Here is a 17154-nt window from a genome sequence, read left to right as displayed (position 1 = left end):
GGCGGTTGTTGTTTTAGGGCTTGTTTTAGTTGTCTTTTTTCTAACAGGGCGCTTTTGTACCACCTTACTCCACTCCTTACTTTAGAACTGATATGAATAATAAAGCTGCCGAGAAAAATATTCTCGACAGCCTAACGGTTTCTTAATATTCCATAATAATTGGGATAATCATTGGGCGGCGCTTCGTTTTTTGGAATAGATAAGAATTTAACGTATCTCGAATTTCCTGTTTAATATTTGTCCATTCAAACGTTTCTTTACCAACATATTTTTCAATGACATTACGCGCAATTTTAGCTGACTCTTCCATCAACTCCTCAGACTCTCGTACATACACAAAGCCACGCGATAAAATTTCTGGCCCAGAGGCAATCTTTTTATCTAAACGGTTTAATGTCACGACAACAATGAAAATACCATCTTGTGATAATAGTTTACGGTCACGTAATACAATATTACCTACGTCACCAACACCAATACCATCAATCAATACATTCCCTGCTGTAACTCGGCCACTCATACGCATGCGTCCTGATTTATATTCTACAATATCGCCTTTATCTGCAATAAAGACTTGATGTTGTGGTATGCCTACTTGTTGCGCGATTTTAGCATGTGCAATCAGCATACGATATTCACCTTGCACAGGCATAAAGTATTTAGGTTTCATTAAATTTAACATCAGTTTCAAATCTTCTTGGCTTGCGTGACTTGAAACGTGTACATTTTTACTTGCCGTTAAAATTGTAGCGCCAGCTTTAGCTAATAAATTCATCGTATTTGACATTTGTACTTCCATGGCTGGTGAAGGAGTAAACGTGAATAATACCGTATCGCCTTCTTTAATTTTAATATCACGATGATGCTTGCGCACAAGCTTCTCTAAAGCATCTAAAGGCTCGCCTTGATTACCTGTCACTAAAATAATCACTTCATGCTCATCATATTTGGCAATCTCATTTACAGCAATCATCGTATCTTCTGCTGTTTTTAAGTAGCCTAATTGTAAACCTAAGTTCACCGAACGCTCTAAACTTTTCCCTACTAATGCTACTTTACGATTTGTTTTTTGCGCTTGTGTTAATACTTGTTGAATACGGCTAAAGTTAGAAGCGTAAACAGCAATCAACACACGACCTTCCGCATTATGAAACGTCTTTTGCAATTGAGTTTCAATGACAAGTTCTGTCGTTGTATGCCCTGGGCGCTCTGCTTCTACAGATTCTGATAGTAATAAAAATACACCTTCTTCGCCAACTTGTGCCATCTTGCCTAAATCGGGCTTAAATTTGCCACGTGCGGATTGATCAAATTTAAAGTCACCTGTATACACAATAGCGCCTTCAGACGTATGGAAAACAATCGCTAAAGAGTCCGGCACACTATGTGTTGTGTGGAAAAATGTTACGTAAGTTGAGTTGAAGTTCATACGGCTACGGTTTGTGACCTCAAAGAACTTCACTTGATATGGCGCTGGTAACTCTTTTAAACGTTCCTTTACAAGCGCAATCGTTAATTTTGAGCCGTATACTGGCGCTTTGATTTTTTGTAATACGTAAGCAATTGAACCAATTGCAGATTCATGCCCATGTGTCAGGAAAATTCCTTTCACACGGTCTTTATTTTCTTCTAAGTAAGCAATATCTGGTATGACAATATCAATGCCGAGCATTTCATCTTGTGGGAACATGAGCCCGCTATCACAGATAAAAATTTCGTCATCAATTTCAACTACATACATTGCTTTTCCGATTTCGCCTACGCCACCTAATGGAATAACGCGAATCACTTCATTTTTCTTTTTTGTCACTTATGTTTCCTCCTAAAAATATCCCGTACAGCAACCACTTATTTTTCATTATACGGTTTCAACACGAATTGCACAAACAAAAATGTATGTTTTTGTCGCTTAATATCTGTTTGTTATATGCCCGTACTACTAGAACATAAACCAGCATGCTATTTTCGGTAAAAAAATAGGAGCCATTCAGCTCCTAATGTTCTCTGAATGCCCCCTGTTTACTTCACTATTATTTAAATTTTTTTGCTTTCGCTTGATAAATGTCCCAGACACGATCAAAATTCACTTTTTCTTCTGTAGTCATTTCTACCATTGGCAAGCGAACATTCAACGTATCAAAGCCTAATTTTGTCATAGCATATTTTACTGGCGACGGATTAGGCTGAGCAAATAGCGCACGAATTAATGGCAACATAGCGCGGTGAATGTAAGCAGCATCTTCATGACGGCCTTCATCAAATGCTTTAAACATCTTCTGTAAGTCATTACCCACAACGTGAGCGGCTACAGAAATAACGCCTGCGCCACCAACAGCCCATAACGGCAATGCTAAGCCATCATCACCACTATACACATAAAAATCATCCGCCACATGGTCTATAATTTCTGCCATTTGATCTAAATTACCGCTTGCTTCTTTAATCAATTGGATATTATCAATCTTGCTTAAAGCAATTGTCGTTTCAGCATTAACATTAATACCTGTACGCCCTGGAATGTTGTATAACATCACAGGTAATGTTGTTTCTTTAGCGATGACTTCAAAGTGTTTGTAAATGCCTAATTGATTTGGCTTATTATAATAAGGAGCCACTAACATGATGCCATCTGCACCATTTTTCTCTGCTGCATGAGTCATATCGATGGAATATTTTGTTTCATTATCACCTGTACCTGCAAAAACAGGTACGCGCCCCGCTACCTTTTCAACAGTAAAGCGCACAACCTCTAATTTTTCTTCTGTTGTTAATGTTGGGTTTTCAGCAGTTGTACCACAAGCTACAATACAATCTGTACCATTATCAATCAAATAGTCAATAATACGTGCCATTTCTTCATAATTCACTTCATTCTCACTCGTAAACGGCGTAATCATTGCCGTTGCTACACGACCAATATTCATGTAAAACTCCCCCTATTTATTATAGTAAGTCATCTTCTAACATCGCCTCGGCAATTTGGATAGAATTCAGAGCCGCACCTTTTAATAAATTATCAGCAACTACCCATAAGTGATACCCTTTTTTATTATGCAAATCTTGACGGATGCGTCCCACAAATACAGGCTCTTCACCTTCTGCAAAAATAGGCATAGGATAACCTTGTGCCGTAATATCATCTTGTAACACAATGCCTGGGGCTAAACGTAGTGCCTCAAAGATCTCTTCTTTAGATGCTTCTTTTTCAAGCTCAATATATACCGACTCTGAGTGACCAGACACTACAGGTACACGCACACATGTCGCAGCTACTGCTAAATGAGGCATTTCCATAATTTTTTTTGTTTCATTAATCATTTTCATTTCTTCTTTTGTAAAACCATTGTCTTCAAACACATCAATTTGAGGAATCACATTACGTGCAATCGGGAAGTGTTTTTCATCACTTTTCACAGGTAAGACAGACGCAGACACATCTCGACCTTTGTCCCACTCTGCACTTTGACTTTTCAACTCTTCAATCGCTGCAATGCCTGAACCTGATACTGCTTGATAAGTAGATACAACAACCGAAGTTAATCCAAATTTTTCACGAATAGGCGCCAATGCTGCCACCATTTGAATCGTTGAACAATTGGGATTAGCAATGATGCCTTTATGTTGTTGTAACGCATGTCGATTCACTTCTGGTACCACTAAAGGAACGCCTTCAGCCATGCGGAAATGACTTGTATTGTCAATCACGACTGCGCCACGTTTTGCCGCTTCAGGAGCTAACTTTTCTGACACTGAACCACCAGCACTAAATAGCGCTACATCAACACCTTCAAATGCTTCAGGCGTAGCTTCCTCAATTGTATATGTAGCACCGTTAAATTCAATAGACTTACCAGCTGAACGAGCAGATGCTAAAAATTTAATTGTTTTAATTGGAAATTTTCGTTTTACTAATTGCGCCATCATCGTAGAACCGACTGCGCCTGTTGCACCAACAACAGCTACAGATACTTGCTTAACCATTCTCATCTCTCCTCAAAACTATAGTACATAATGTGTGCTATTGTATCATAAAAACTCGCTATATAACGCTCTTTTATTGAATTATTCGAAAATTTGTTGCAATAGTGTATGAAATTATTCTTTTTCGAGCGTACAAATGTATTTTCAGAAAACACAAAAATAAGATTTGACACACTGTGCATAACTGTGTACACTGTGCATATACAGTTAGCGAGGTGATATACAGTTGAATATTATACTACGCAATACAAGTAACCAACCTATTTATGAACAAATTACTACTCAAATTAAACAAGCCATTTTAGCTGATACATTACAACAAGGAGATGCCCTTCCCTCCATCCGGATGTTAGCCAAAGACTTAAAAATTAGTGTAATGACTACAAAGCGCGCTTATGCTGACTTAGAGCGCGACGGCTTTATTGAAACCGTAGCTGGTAAAGGTAGCTTTGTCTCCGCACGCAACAAAGACTTCATTCGGGAAGAACATTATCGACAAGTGGAGCAACACTTACAACAAGCCATTGAACTAGCGAAATTGGCAAATTTTACACAAGATGAATTTTTTGACCTTGTCACTACGTTATATGAGGAGGAACAACAATGACAGCTTTACAAATTCAAGACTTATACCTAACACGAGACGAATTTGCATTAGTAAATATTAACCTCGTATTACCTAAAGGTACAATTATGGGGCTAATTGGTGAAAACGGCGCTGGTAAAACGACATTATTAAAAGCGATATTGAACTTGATCCCACTTCAAGACGGTACGATTACATTAGTAGGACACGATCATAAAAATGAGGAAGTAGCTGCTAAACAACATATTGGAATTGTCTTTGATGATTTATTTTTTCCGCCTTATTATAAGCCAAAGCATATTGAAGGTGTTTTGCAACGCACATTTTCAACATTTGATAAGTACTATTTTTATGGATTACTAGAGCAGCTAAAAGTCCCTACACATAAGAAAATAACACAATTATCACGTGGTATGCGCATGAAACTTGCATTAGCTAGCGCATTAGCACATCGCCCTACTTTATTATTACTAGATGAGCCGACAAGCGGTTTAGACCCTATCATTCGCGATGAGGTGTTAACACTACTTGTAACTTATATGGATGAAGATGCTGAACGCAGTATTTTATTTTCGTCCCACATTACATCCGACTTAGAAAAAATTGCAGATACAATAACATTTTTGCATAAGGGGAATATTCACTTCTCTACTGCTAAAGATGAATTACAATACCAATATGGTTTATTTCAAGGAGATGAAGAAACACTAAACATGTTACCACCTTATGCCATCGTTGGTACGCGTAAAACAGCTGTAGGTATAGAAGCTCTCGTCAAACGAGAAGAAGTAAATGAGGTCTTTCATTTAGCACAGCCTACTATCGAGGAGATTATGTTGTATTTTGTAAAGGTAGAACGCCTATGAGTGCCTTATTGTATAGCGATATTTTTTACTTACACCAAAGTCGACGCAACTTTATTTTTATCGTTTTATTTATCTTATTAACAGCCATTGTCTTTCAACAAGGTGTATTTACAGCTAGCTTAATGGTCACTGTACCGAGCTTTTTATTTATTGGCACTATACATGAACAAAAGTCAACACATTATATGTACCGTTTACTTGGCTCGTCTATTTCACGTAGAGGGTATGTAGTAGAAAAATATAGTGTAGCACTTGCCCTACTCATCATGACAACGATAAGTATGTCACCTTTATTATGGCTTATACAATGGTTTTTTAATCAAAGTTTAGCTATGACATACACCAGTTTATTATTGGCAATCACTTTTTTACTTATCACTTTATCTTTTGCTTTACCATTATATTTGCTTGCATCCTCTTACTTTTCAAGTCTTATTTTTGTTACTTTATTTATTACTAGTCTCGGTTCTATTGGTGTGTACAGTACAACGAATGAACAATGGCATTTATCTGGGCATCAACTCATTACGTTAGTGGCATCTTATATCCATCGGCTAAGCCTAGGCGCTTTATTATGTTATACTTTGTCATTACTTTTAGTACTCATCACATTTCATAAATGCAAATTATAGAAAGAGGTAAATATATGCGTGCTTTACATTATATTTATTGGACACAAACGAATAAATTCACTTTATTACTTTTTATTATCGTTCTTTTAGGAATAGGGGTTTTAGTCCGTTTACCAGACCCCGCACTCCTTATTATTATTATCCACTTTAATTTGCACATCCCTTGGGCTAAAGAGACTGCTTTTTATTTTACATTTCCTATTAGCAAAAAAACCTTTATTACACAATATTTTCAACAGCAATGGTTATGGATTGGGATAACGATACTTGTCATTATGTTGTTTTGGTTAATGCCAATGCCTATTACACTAGCTAGTAGTTTTGCTATGTTGAGCTTTACTTGCTATGCCCGTATGATTGATGCTTATTTAACATGTAAACAGGAAAATACATTCGGCAACCGTTTTTTGCACATATTCCCGTTTATTGTCGTATGTACAATAGCCAGTTTTTCACTTTATATTGCAGTAGCTGTCTTGATAAGCAGCATCCTCTTGAGCCTTTTTCTATACCAAAAGGCTTTACGTGTCTTTTTAGCGCACCCTTATCTACATGTAAGAGACGCGAGACCATAAAGAGTCTCGCGTCCTTTGTTAAATTGGCATAATAACGCCTGTTGCCACAGAGGTGCTAAACATCTTTTTTGCTAATGTATTTACTTCCTCAACCGTCACTTCACCTATGCGTACTAAAGCTTCATCTACTGTACGCACAGTTAATCCATGTAATAAAAGTTCACCATTTCTCGTCATATGCGACTCGGCACTCTCCATACCTAATACAAAACTTCCTTGTAAGTGGGTAATGGCATCTTTTACCTCTTCTAACGTAACACCATTATGATAAATTTCTTGTATCACTTCTTGTACTTTAGCTTTAGCTAATGGGAACTCAGATTCATTTGTTGCTACATAAACAAGCCACGTGCCTATGTCTTCATATAAAGAAGTCGTAGAATAAATTTGATAAGCTAGCCCTAATTGTTCACGCACAGTTTGAAACAACCTAGATGAAGTCGTACCACCAATAATCGTATCTAATACAAGTAAAGCATAGCTCTCCTCTGTCCCTCTTTTCGATGCTTCATACGCCAAGGTAAAATGTGCTTGTTCTACTGATTTTTCGTATACATAATCTCCTACACAAAATACAGGTGCTACGCTGTCAAGTTGTGTCTCACCAGAAAACGCACCAAATAATAGTCGAACTTGCTCAATCAAAGTATCTGAAATATTACCTGCCAAGGACACAACAATATGTTCTGGTACGTAGTATTTTTTCACATATTGTAAAATAGCCGCTTGCGTAAAATTTTCTATCGTTGCTTTTGTGCCTAAAATAGGGCGCCCTAATGGATGATTGGCATAGAGGTCTTGATAAAAGTGATCTGCCAAATACTCTTCTGGTGTATCCTCATCCATTGCCATCTCCTCATAAATTACTCTTTTCTCTTTCTCAATCGCTTCTTTATCAAATACGGAGTTAAAAAACATATCACTTAATACCGCCAACCCTTGCTCTGCATGCGTATCAAGCACTGTCACATGATAACAAGTATGATCTCTTGATGTATAAGCATTTAACTCGCCACCTATACGGTCAATTGTTTGAGAGATTTGTTGCGCTGTGCGGGTTGTTGTACCTTTGAATAACATATGTTCAATAAAATGCGTCATACCATTTTCATGTGCTTGTTCATAACGCGAGCCTGCGCGCACAAAAATACCAATCGAAACTGCACGTGTCGTGTTAATCTTCTCTGTTACAATTTTTACACCGTTTGGACAAACGATTTGTTCCATTGTCATTACCTCCCCATAAAAAAACTAGCAAAGTGAGCCTCTCACTTTACTAGCCATCTTGTCTTTATTGTGATTACGCTTCTTGTGCGCGTTCTTTTTCTTCTTTTAAGACGATTTTACGCGATAAATTTACACGACCTTGCTTATCAATTTCAATTACTTTAACTAATAATTGGTCGCCTAATTTTAATACGTCCTCTACATTTTTCGTACGTTCTTCTTGGATTTCCGAAATGTGTAGCAAACCATCTTTACCAGGGAAGATTTCACAGAATGCGCCAAATTTTTCGATGCGTTTTACTGTTGATAGGTAGTATTCGCCCACTTTAGCTTCACGTACAATATCTTCAATAATTTGTTTAGCACGTGCATTCATCTCTTCATCTGCTGAAGCGATATAAATTGTACCGTCTTGTTCTGTATCAATTTTAACGCCCGTTTCTTCAATGATTTTATTGATTTGTTTACCACCTGGTCCAATCACATCACGAATTTTATCTGGGTTAATTTTAATGATAACAATTTTAGGAGCATAAGCGGATAACTTTTCACGAGGCTCTGCTAACGTCGCTAACATAGACTCTAAAATATGCATACGCCCTACTTTAGCTTGTGCTAATGCTTCTTCTAAAATCTCGCGAGATAAACCATCAATCTTAATATCCATTTGTAAAGCTGTAACACCTTTAGCTGTACCTGCTACTTTAAAGTCCATATCACCAAGGTGGTCTTCCATCCCTTGAATATCTGTTAAAATAGAGTAATGCTCACCCTTTTTAATTAAGCCCATAGCAATACCTGCCACTGGTGCTTTCAATGGCACACCTGCATCCATCATCGCTAATGTAGAAGCACAGATGGAAGCCTGCGATGTCGAACCATTTGACTCTAACACCTCAGATACACAGCGAATAGTGTACGGGAATACATCTTCATCAGGTATAACGGCTTCAATCGCTCGTTCACCTAAGGCACCATGTCCAATTTCACGTCGGCCTGGTCCACGAATTGGGCCTGTTTCGCCAACAGAAAATTGAGGGAAGTTGTAGTGATGCATCCAACGTTTAGACTCTTCCACACCTAAGCCGTCAATAATTTGAACATCCCCTAATGCGCCTAATGTACAAATAGATAATGCTTGTGTTTGTCCACGTGTGAATAAACCTGAGCCATGTGTACGTTGTAATACGCCTACTTCTGAAGAGAGAGGACGAATCTCGTCTAATTTACGGCCATCTGGACGAATTTTATCTTCTGTGATTAAACGGCGTACTTCTTCTTTCACCATTTGATCTAATATGCCGTTCACTTGTTTCATTGTTTCATCATCAGCTTCTTCAGCCTCAAATTGTTCAACTACTTTTGATTTAACCGCACTAATCGCCTCATCACGTGCTTGTTTATCAGCCGTTTGAATAGCTGTATTCATTTCATCTTCACATAATGATTTAATGCGTGTTGTTAATGCTTCATCTAGCTCATATAATGAAACTTCAATTTTTTCTTTACCAACCTCTGCAATAATTTTTTCTTGGAAAGCGATTAATTTCTTCACTTCTTCATGACCATAAATAATAGCTTCTAACATCGTTTCTTCTGGTACTTCTAAAGCACCTGCTTCTACCATATTAATAGCTTCTTTATTACCTGCCACTGTTAAATCTACTGTGCTGTGCTCGGTTTGTTCAGTCGTTGGATTTAAAACGAATTGACCATCAATATAACCTACTTGAGCGCCTGCAATTGGGCCATTAAACGGGATATCTGAAATACCTAGCGCTAATGACGAACCAAGCATAGCCGCAATATCTGAAGGGCAATCTGGATCATTAGACATCACCATTGAGATGACTTGTACTTCATTACGGAAACCATCTGGGAACATCGGACGAATTGGACGGTCGATTAAACGACTTGTCAATACGGCATGCTCTGACGGACGACCTTCACGTTTAATGAAGCCTCCTGGAATCTTACCTGCCGCATATAAGCGTTCTTCATAATTAACCGTTAATGGGAAAAAATCAAGTGGTTTTGGTGATTTTGACATTGTTGCTGTTGATAACACTGCCGTTTCTCCGTATCGTACTAACACAGCGCCATTTGCCTGCTTTGCTAGCTGTCCTACTTCAACTGTAAGTGGACGACCAGCCCATTCATAAGAATAGACTTTTTTCTCGTTCATTCAATGAACCCCTTTCTTTAACTCACATCTGCAACAGATATGTATTTCATTCTATTTTATCAAAATTGCGTTTTGTATGCAGAAAATATACCAAATTTTATCATCATTTAGGAGTGGGAAAACCATAAAGAAAAAGCGGGAGTAACTCCCGCTTTTTCAATTCGTCAATTAGCGACGTAAACCTAAACGTTGGATTAGTTCACGGTAACGTTGTACGTCATTTTCACGTAGGTAACGTAATAGGTGACGACGACGACCTACCATTTTTAAAAGACCACGCTCAGAGTGGAAGTCTTTTTTATGTGTACGTAAGTGCTCGCTTAATGCGTTAATTTCAGCTGTTAATACAGCGATTTGTACTTCTGGTGAACCTGTATCGCTTTCGTGAGTACGGTACTCAGCGATGATTTCGTTTTTACGTTCTTTTGTAATTGCCATGTGAATGGACCTCCTAAATTTTAGTATCCCCTGTAGCACAGTAAACGTTGGAGAATCGTGATACCGAGCTAAGGTTAAGTGCGTTTATGCACTAATGAATCGTAACATAAAATAACTACCCTCGCAACTATTATACGAGGTTTGTAAAATATTGTATTGTTGCATCTTTATCTTTTGCGATTTGTGTAATTAAAGCTTCAATACCATCAAATTTCTGCTCACTGCGAATGCGTTTATACCATGTTACTTGTACTTCTTCTCCATAAATGTTTTTGTCGAAATTTAAAATATGTACTTCGACTGTAATATGCTTATTATTATCTTTAAAGGTAGGGACATAGCCTACATTACATACACCATCATACCATGCATCTTGCACTTTAATTCGCACTGCATATACGCCTATCGCAGGAATAAATGAGCCTTCTGCACATTGCACATTAGCTGTTGGAAAACCAATTTGACGCCCTCGTTTATCTCCTTGAATCACAATGCCGTCAATTGCAAAGGGACGCCCTAATAGTGCATGTGCACCTTCCATATCTCCTGCCTCTAGCATGCGGCGAATGCGTGTAGAGCTTACTTTATCTTCCTCAATGGTTTGCTTATCTACGATGGTAACGTCATAATCATTATTGCTTAATTGTTGCATTTCTGCCATTGTACCAGCACCTTTACTACCAAAAGAATAGTCAAAGCCCGCTGTTACATGTACTACGTTCATATCACGAATGAATGTATCAATAAATGCAGCTGGTGAAAGTCGCGCAAAATCGGACGTAAACTGGACAACAAATACCGTATCTACACCAAGCGCTTCAAGTAAGCGTAGCTTTTCTGGCATTAATGTAATATAAAATACCTGTTCGCTACGCCCTCCTAACACGATAGATGGATGAGGATCGAACGTCATAACTGCTGTTTTTACATCTTTATCATACGCATGTTGTTTAGCTTGTTGAATAACGGCTTGATGCCCTAAATGAACACCATCAAAAAAACCTAGTGCCATTGAATATGCTTCTTCTTGTTGTTTAATTAATTGATATGGGTATTTTAAATGAATAACTTCCATAAAAGCCTCCTACTTATACGGGAAACATTTTATCTGGCTTCATTAAGCCTTCTTTTGTAGGGTGTGCCATATAAATAGCACGCGCCTTCCCGTCTATTCCAAATACAATTTTATCATGTTTACTTAATAATGAATGCATAGGAAGCACTTGTCCATTTAAAATTTTAGGTGTCTCATCATTTGTTAGCTCAATAAATGGATAATCTGTTAATGCTGATTCTACGGGCAAAAGTGCTTGTGTTAAAGTATGTGCCTCTTTCATCACACGCAGCTCATCCAATGTATAACACTGCTCCCTTGTAAACGTACCAGACATTGTTCTAACTAATGATTGCATATGAGCAGGATAGCCTAATGCCTCACCAATTTGAACAGCCAATGTACGAATATATGTGCCTTTACCACAAGCAATACGTAAAGGAAATGTAATAGTATGCCCTTCGTACTGCGTCTGTTCATCTAATAATGTTAACTCATGAATTATAACTTCTCTCGTTGGCCGCTCTATCTCGATACCTTTTCGTGCATATTCGTACAATCTTCTACCATTTACTTTAACAGCCGAATACATAGGTGGTGTTTGGGTAATAACACCTGTTAAACCTTGTAATACATGTTGTAATTGCACTCTTGTTATCACTTTTAAAGTTTCATCACTTGTTACTACATCACCTTCTGCATCTTCTGTAGTCGTGGCACTTCCTATGGATATTATCGCTTCATACGTCTTTCCACTATCTGTAATATACTCAGCTAGACGCGTCGCATTGCCTACACAAATAGGCAATACACCTTCTACAGCTGGGTCTAGTGTACCTGTATGACCTACTTTTTTTGTTTGTAATATCTTTCGTAAATGAAAGACACAATCATGGGATGTCATACCCTGCTCTTTCCACAACGGTAAAATACCATGCATGACGCGTCTCCTCCTTTAAATAAAATGACTGTACAGCACAAAGAGCGTGCTACAATTATTGTAGTCACGCTCTTGTTTATTATTTTTCGTCATTAATTTGACGAAGTAATGTGTTAATGCGATTACCATATTCTACTGAGCTATCAAACTCAAAATAAATTTCTGGTGTGCGACGTAAACGAATACGTTTGCCAATCTCGCTTCTAATAAAACCAGATGCTTTTACTAACGCTTGCAATGTTTCTTCTCGTTCTCTCTCATTTCCAAGCGATGTAATATACACGGTTGCTTGTTGTAAATCACCTGTTACTTCAACATCTGTAACAGTGACAAAGCCCACACGTGGGTCTTTGATTTTACGCGTAATTAAATCGCCTAACTCTTTTTTCATTTGCTCTGCTACACGGTTTGAGCGTAAAGACATAATAATGTCACCTCTCGACTATACATAGTCGCGCCAAATATTCAACTCTTCCCACTGCGGATTCGAAGCTAGATAATGCAAGGCATTAGTTAACTCTCGATCTGCCGCCTCTCGTGATGAGGCAATCGTTACAATGCCTAACCGGACTCTTTGCCACGTGTTTTGGTGGTCAATTTCTGCGATTGAGACATTGTACTTTTGCTTAGTACGAGTGAGCATACGCTGTAATACGGCGCGCTTTTCTTTTAACGAATGGGCAGTCGGAATGAAGTATTCACACTCTGCGTAGACGATCATTATCTTTTAATTTCTTCCATAATGAAAGCTTCAATAATGTCGCCTTCTTTAATATCGTTGTAGTTTTCAATCGTAATACCACATTCGTAACCTTTTGCTACTTCTTTAGCTTCGTCTTTAAAGCGTTTTAATGTATCTAATTCGCCTTCGTAAATCACCACGTTGTCGCGAATAATACGTACGCCACTATCACGTGTAATTTTACCTTCTGTTACATAAGAACCTGCAATCGTACCTACTTTAGATACTTTAATGGTTTGACGAACTTCAGCTTGACCGATCACTTTTTCCTCATATTCAGGGTCTAGTAAACCTTTCATCGCTGCTTCGATCTCTTCAATTACTTTATAAATAACGCGGTGTAAACGAATGTCTACTCCTTCTTCTTGTGCGGCACGTTTTGCATTCACATCTGGACGCACATTAAAACCAATCACAATCGCATTAGACGCAGCGGCTAAGCTAATATCAGATTCTGTAATTGCGCCTGCACCTGTGTGAATGATCTTAACATTTACACCCTCTACATCAATTTTCATTAATGAAGCTGCCATTGCCTCTACAGTACCTTGAACATCGGCTTTTACGATTAAGTTTAATTCTTTTACGTCGCCCTGACTCATTTGCTCGAATAAGTTATCTAATGTCACACGTTGCGTTTCAGAACGCTGTGCTTGAATAGCTGTTGTCGCGCGTGCCTCACCTACTGCGCGCGCTGTTTTCTCGTCTTTAAAGACTACAAAGCGGTCACCTGCTTGAGGTACTTCATTAAGACCTGTAATTTCTACAGGAGTGGATGGGCCTGCTACTTTTACGCGGCGACCAATATCATTCACCATAGCACGTACACGACCAAATGCTGTACCTACAACGATTGGTGAGCCTACTTCTAATGTTCCATCTTGAATAAGTAGTGTAGCAACTGCACCGCGACCTTTGTCTAATTGCGCTTCAATGACTGTACCTAGCGCTAAACGGTCTGGATTCGCTTTTAACTCTGCTACTTCCGCTACTAATAATACCATTTCTAATAATTCATCAATACCTTCGCCTTTAAGCGCTGAGATTGGTACGAAAATAGTTTCGCCACCCCATGCTTCTGGTACTAATCCATGTTCTGTTAACTCTTGCATAACGCGATCTGGATTGGCTGTTGGCTTATCCATTTTGTTAACAGCTACAATGATGGGTACTTCTGCTGCTTTTGCGTGATTGATAGCTTCTACAGTTTGTGGCATTACACCATCATCTGCTGCTACAACTAAAATCGTTAAATCCGTCACTTTAGCACCACGTGCACGCATAGTTGTAAATGCTGCGTGTCCTGGTGTATCTAAAAATGTGATTTTTTTGTCGCCTTCTGTTACTTGATAAGCACCGATATGTTGAGTAATACCGCCTGCTTCTCCCGCCGTTACTTTTGTTTGACGAATAGAATCAAGCAATGTTGTTTTACCATGGTCAACGTGCCCCATAATTGTAACAACTGGTGGACGTTCGACATAATCTTCTTCATTAATTTCTTGATTTTCTTCTTCAAAATATGTTTCTAAATCCGTACGGTCAATGCGAATTTCTTCTTCTACTTCTACACCATAATCTGCACAAATTAACTCGATCGCATCTTTATCTAACTCTTGGTTAATAGTAGCCATTACACCTAAGCCAAACAATTTTTTAATGATTTCTGATGGCTCACGATAAATTTTCTTCGCTAACTCTGCTACAGATAAAGACTCATAAAATGTGATTTTTTCTGGCAGTTCTTTTGGTGCTACTGGTGCCACTGGTTGACGTGGTGGACGACGACGGCCACCATGAATACCAGGACGTTGGCGCTGATTACCTCGTTTGTTGCGGTTATTTGCATTGCCTTGCTGGGCACCTTGCTTTTTATTACCTTGTTGATTATTCGGTTTATTGCGATTTTGATTTTGTGATGCTGAACTTGTTGTAGTGCTTTGGCCCTCTTTAGCTTGTGGCTTATTTGCAGGCTTTGGTTTTGATGCATTATTTTGATTTTGTGGTTTGTTTGTAGGTTTTTTAAATATTTTATCCAACTTATTAATTACCTCTTTTTCAAGCGTTGACATATGATTCGTTACTTTTTCGTTTAATTGCGTCAGTTGTTCAATAACTTCTTTACTTGATTTATTTACTTGCTTTGCGTACTCATGAACTCTGATTTTGGTCATCTGCTCACCCCCGATTATTTTTCGTTGAGTAGACTAGACAATTTTTGTGCAAAACCTTTGTCCTTAATAGCAAGAGCTACTCGTGCCTCCTTGCCAGTCGCATGCCCCAAATCATAACGATTGCTAAAAACATGATACTCAACATTGTAATACTTACATTTATCTGTAATCTTCTTTGTCGTATTATGTGAAGCATCTTCTGAGAGAATGACAATTTTTGCATGCCCGCTTCTAATATCTTTCACGACAAGTTCTTCTCCAGAAGTTACCTTTCTTGCACGTGCGGCAATACCGAGTAGATTTAAAACAGCTTGTTCATTCATAGAAGTGACTCCCTGCGAATTAGCAAAATCAATTCTTCATATACTTCTTCTGGGATTTGCACGCCTAGCTGATGCCCTAATGTATTTTTACGTTTCGCAAGTTCAATCACTTCTTCTTGCTTAGAAACGTAGGCGCCACGCCCAGGTTTTTTACCAGAGATATCAACGCTCACTTCGCTCTCTTTAGAACGAACAATGCGAATCATTTCCTTTTTCGGTAACATTTCACCTGTCACGACACACTTGCGTAATGGTACCTTCCTTTGCTTTGACACCAGCACCACCTCCTTTACCTTACCATGACTGTTTTAGTCTTCTTCTGAGTATAAATCAAAGACTTCTTCTTTTGGTTCATATGATACAGATGTTTCAGATGGGTAAATACCCAATTCACGCGCATCCGTTTCACTCTTAATATCAATCTTCCAGCCTGTTAGTTTAGCAGCTAAACGTGCATTTTGCCCACGTTTACCAATAGCTAATGATAATTGATAGTCTGGTACAACGACTGTTGTTGATTTCTCTTCTTCATCGACTTGTACATCAAGTACTTGTGATGGGCTTAATGCATTTGCTACGAAAACAACAGGATCTTCTGACCATTCTACAATATCAATTTTCTCACCATTTAATTCATTAACAATAGTCTGTACACGCGCACCTTTTGCACCTACACATGAACCAACAGGATCAATTTCTTCATTATGCGCAAAAACAGAGATTTTTGAACGATCGCCTGCTTCTCGTGCAATAGATTTAATTTCCACTGTACCATCATAAATCTCTGGCACTTCCATTTCAAATAAACGGCGTAATAAACCAGGATGTGTACGGGAAACAATAATTTGTGGACCACGTGTCGTGCGCTCTACTTTTGTAATATACACTTTAATGCGCTCATGTGGTGCATATGTTTCACCTTGAATTTGTTCATTGACAGGTAATGCTGCTTCTACTTTACCAATGCTAACATAAATGTTACGTGCATCAAGTCGTTCTACAATACCTGTTACAATATCTTCTTCTCGGTCTACATACTCTTCATAAATTAAGCCACGTTCGGCTTCACGCACACGCTGTGTTACTACTTGTTTGGCTGTTTGTGCTGCTACGCGCCCGAATTCATTTGGTGTTACTTCTTGTTCAACAATATCTTCTAATTGGTAAGCTGAGTTAAGACTACGTGCTTCTTCTAATGAGATTTCTAAGCGTGGATCAAAAACTTCCTCTACAACCTCTTTACGAGAAAATACACGTGCCTCCCCATTGTTAAAATCAACACGTACGTTTTGAGCTTGATTGAAGTTGCGTTTATAAGCATTAATCAAAGCTGCTTCTAACGCTTCCATTAATACTTCTTCAGAAATGCCTTTCTCTTCCACTACGGCAGCTAACGCCTTCATTAATTCACTACTCATCTTTGTTCACTCC

General features: G+C 38.4%; 18 protein-coding genes. 4 read left to right on the top strand and 14 right to left on the bottom strand.

Annotated features, from left to right (window positions below; genetic code table 11):
• Positions 1-142 precede the first annotated feature (142 nt).
• The 3 genes from IEW44_RS07870 to IEW44_RS07860 form a co-directional block, all read right to left on the bottom strand.
• Positions 143-1810 carry a ribonuclease J gene (locus IEW44_RS07870; protein WP_188614500.1) on the bottom strand — a complete coding sequence of 556 codons (1668 nt, stop codon included), beginning with the start codon at positions 1808-1810 and terminating at the stop codon, positions 143-145.
• Positions 1811-2030: 220 nt separating this feature from the next.
• Complete coding sequence (dapA, locus tag IEW44_RS07865; protein WP_188614499.1) at positions 2031-2924, bottom strand: 4-hydroxy-tetrahydrodipicolinate synthase; 894 nt, start codon at positions 2922-2924, stop codon at positions 2031-2033.
• 19 nt (positions 2925-2943) lie between these two features.
• Positions 2944-3981 carry an aspartate-semialdehyde dehydrogenase gene (locus IEW44_RS07860; RefSeq protein ID WP_188614498.1) on the bottom strand — a complete coding sequence of 346 codons (1038 nt, stop codon included), beginning with the start codon at positions 3979-3981 and terminating at the stop codon, positions 2944-2946.
• Between the two features lie 226 nt (positions 3982-4207).
• Between IEW44_RS07860 and IEW44_RS07855 the strand changes: the two genes are divergently transcribed.
• From IEW44_RS07855 to IEW44_RS07840, 4 genes are read left to right on the top strand one after another with little or no spacing between them, the layout of a single operon-like run.
• Entirely contained in the window at positions 4208-4588 is a 381-nt protein-coding gene (locus IEW44_RS07855; RefSeq protein ID WP_188614497.1) for a GntR family transcriptional regulator, read from the top strand.
• A complete protein-coding gene (locus tag IEW44_RS07850; RefSeq protein WP_188614496.1) occupies positions 4585-5433 on the top strand; it encodes an ABC transporter ATP-binding protein in 849 nt (282 codons plus the stop codon). The genes IEW44_RS07855 and IEW44_RS07850 overlap by 4 nt, the downstream gene beginning before the upstream one ends.
• Positions 5430-6065 (top strand): ABC-2 transporter permease, encoded by a 636-nt coding sequence (locus IEW44_RS07845; RefSeq protein ID WP_188614495.1) that lies wholly within the window; start codon positions 5430-5432, stop codon positions 6063-6065. Before IEW44_RS07850 ends, IEW44_RS07845 begins: the two co-directional genes overlap by 4 nt.
• 14 nt (positions 6066-6079) lie before the next feature.
• Positions 6080-6640, top strand: a complete 561-nt coding sequence (locus IEW44_RS07840; RefSeq protein WP_188614494.1) for a hypothetical protein — start codon at positions 6080-6082, stop codon at positions 6638-6640.
• Between the two features lie 18 nt (positions 6641-6658).
• Here IEW44_RS07840 and IEW44_RS07835 read toward each other — a convergent pair whose 3' ends face one another.
• The 11 genes from IEW44_RS07835 to nusA all read right to left on the bottom strand — a co-directional run bounded on the left by IEW44_RS07835 (position 6659) and on the right by nusA (position 17141).
• The gene (locus IEW44_RS07835; RefSeq protein ID WP_188614493.1) at positions 6659-7867 is read right to left on the bottom strand and encodes a M16 family metallopeptidase; all 1209 of its coding nucleotides are present in this window, start codon (positions 7865-7867) and stop codon (positions 6659-6661) included.
• Between the two features lie 73 nt (positions 7868-7940).
• Positions 7941-10052 (bottom strand): polyribonucleotide nucleotidyltransferase, encoded by a 2112-nt coding sequence (gene pnp / locus IEW44_RS07830; protein ID WP_188614492.1) that lies wholly within the window; start codon positions 10050-10052, stop codon positions 7941-7943.
• A gap of 168 nt (positions 10053-10220) precedes the next feature.
• Positions 10221-10490, bottom strand: coding sequence for a 30S ribosomal protein S15 (gene rpsO, locus IEW44_RS07825; protein WP_188614491.1), 270 nt, complete (start codon positions 10488-10490; stop codon positions 10221-10223).
• Positions 10491-10620: 130 nt separating this feature from the next.
• Positions 10621-11565, bottom strand: coding sequence for a bifunctional riboflavin kinase/FAD synthetase (locus IEW44_RS07820; protein ID WP_188614490.1), 945 nt, complete (start codon positions 11563-11565; stop codon positions 10621-10623).
• 13 nt (positions 11566-11578) lie between these two features.
• On the bottom strand, positions 11579-12484 hold the full coding sequence (truB, locus tag IEW44_RS07815) for a tRNA pseudouridine(55) synthase TruB (RefSeq protein WP_188614489.1): 906 nt from the start codon (positions 12482-12484) through the stop codon (positions 11579-11581).
• Between the two features lie 79 nt (positions 12485-12563).
• The gene (rbfA, locus tag IEW44_RS07810) at positions 12564-12908 is read right to left on the bottom strand and encodes a 30S ribosome-binding factor RbfA (RefSeq protein WP_188614488.1); all 345 of its coding nucleotides are present in this window, start codon (positions 12906-12908) and stop codon (positions 12564-12566) included.
• Between the two features lie 18 nt (positions 12909-12926).
• Positions 12927-13205, bottom strand: a complete 279-nt coding sequence (locus tag IEW44_RS07805) for a DUF503 domain-containing protein (RefSeq protein ID WP_188614487.1) — start codon at positions 13203-13205, stop codon at positions 12927-12929.
• On the bottom strand, positions 13205-15400 hold the full coding sequence (gene infB, locus IEW44_RS07800) for a translation initiation factor IF-2 (protein WP_188614486.1): 2196 nt from the start codon (positions 15398-15400) through the stop codon (positions 13205-13207). The genes IEW44_RS07805 and infB overlap by 1 nt, the downstream gene beginning before the upstream one ends.
• Positions 15401-15414: 14 nt before the next feature.
• A complete protein-coding gene (locus IEW44_RS07795; protein ID WP_188614485.1) occupies positions 15415-15723 on the bottom strand; it encodes a YlxQ family RNA-binding protein in 309 nt (102 codons plus the stop codon).
• Positions 15720-15998, bottom strand: coding sequence for an RNase P modulator RnpM (rnpM, locus tag IEW44_RS07790; RefSeq protein WP_188614484.1), 279 nt, complete (start codon positions 15996-15998; stop codon positions 15720-15722). The genes IEW44_RS07795 and rnpM overlap by 4 nt, the downstream gene beginning before the upstream one ends.
• A 33-nt stretch (positions 15999-16031) precedes the next feature.
• Positions 16032-17141, bottom strand: coding sequence for a transcription termination factor NusA (gene nusA, locus IEW44_RS07785; protein ID WP_188614483.1), 1110 nt, complete (start codon positions 17139-17141; stop codon positions 16032-16034).
• Positions 17142-17154 lie beyond the last annotated feature (13 nt).

Origin of the sequence: Lysinibacillus alkalisoli, assembly GCF_014643595.1 — a bacterium.
Taxonomy (GTDB): Bacteria; Bacillota; Bacilli; order Bacillales_A; family Planococcaceae; genus Metalysinibacillus; species Metalysinibacillus alkalisoli.
The sequence above is the reverse complement of the archived record's forward strand: the minus strand, read 5'-3'. Positions and strand labels throughout refer to the sequence as shown.